Here is a 1,097-nt window from a genome sequence, read left to right as displayed (position 1 = left end):
AGCGGTCAGCGGTCAGCGGTCAGCGGTCAGCGGTCAGCGGTCAGCGGTCAGCGGTCAGCGGTCAGCGGTCAGCGGTCAGCGGTCAGCGGTCAGCGGTCAGCGGTCAGCGGTCAGCGGTCAGCGGTCAGCGGTCAGCGGTCAGCGGTCAGCGGTCAGCGGTCAGCGGTCAGCGGTCAGCGGTCAGCGGTCAGCGGTCAGGTAATAAAAATAAAACACCGAGCCTTTTGCAAGCGAAATTTTTAGGTTTTAGTGGGATTTTACCTCGCCCAGGTTTTAGCAATGAGAAACTGTGTTTCTAACGTGAGTAAGCACTACGTCCACATTAAAAGTTGACGATGATATTATTTGTAGAATGTAGCTTGCTGGCGTTTAAATACTCATGGTGATTTTGAACGTCTCATTTACTCCTCTTTCACTTCTCTTGGTGCATTTAGGTTTTTAAGGGCGTTATTCACAAAGAGGTTAAGAGGCGCTGCGCTTTTAGAGAGGTGGCTGAATGCAAAATTTAGCGGTGTGTATAATTGGGTTTAACTAATATCTGTTAGCCTTCTCAAATTTCAGACACAAAAAAACCGACTTTCGTCGGTTTCTTTTCTATTAACTTTAATTGTAATAGAAAGTGGTGGGCGCAGGACGTATCTTCTAAGAGTGAACCTCCAACCGCCTGGTTCGTAGCCAGGTACTCTATCCACATCCACGCTTTGATTTATTCCAGGCACAAAAAAACCGACTTAAAGTCGGCTTATGTATGAAAGTGGTGGGCGCAGGACGTATCTTCTAAGAGTGAACCTCCGACCGCCTGGTTCGTAGCTTGCTACTTTCCCATATTCACTTTATTTCAGGCACAAAAAAACCAACTTTCGTCGGTTTCTTTTCTATTAACTTTAATTGTAATAGAAAGTGGTGGGCGCAGGACGTATCTTCTAAGAGTGAACCTCTGACCGTCTGGTTCGTAGCTTGCTACTTTCCCATATTCACTTTATTTCAGGCACAAAAAAACCGACTTAGTGTCGGCTTATGTATGAAAGTGGTGGGCGCAGGAGGATTCGAACCTCCGACCGCCTGGTTCGTAGCCAGGTACTCTATCCAGCTGAGCT

General features: G+C 47.2%; 1 protein-coding gene. It reads left to right on the top strand.

Annotated elements, in window-relative coordinates:
* On the top strand, window positions 1-202 hold a 202-nt coding region (locus MTN96_RS37375), incomplete at its 5' end, for a hypothetical protein (RefSeq protein ID WP_374276213.1).
* Window positions 203-1,097: the final 895 nt, after the last annotated feature.

Source organism: Pseudoalteromonas sp. 2CM28B (genome assembly GCF_023161935.1).
Note: the sequence above shows the minus strand (reverse complement) of the source record. Positions and strands in the feature narration are given on the sequence as shown.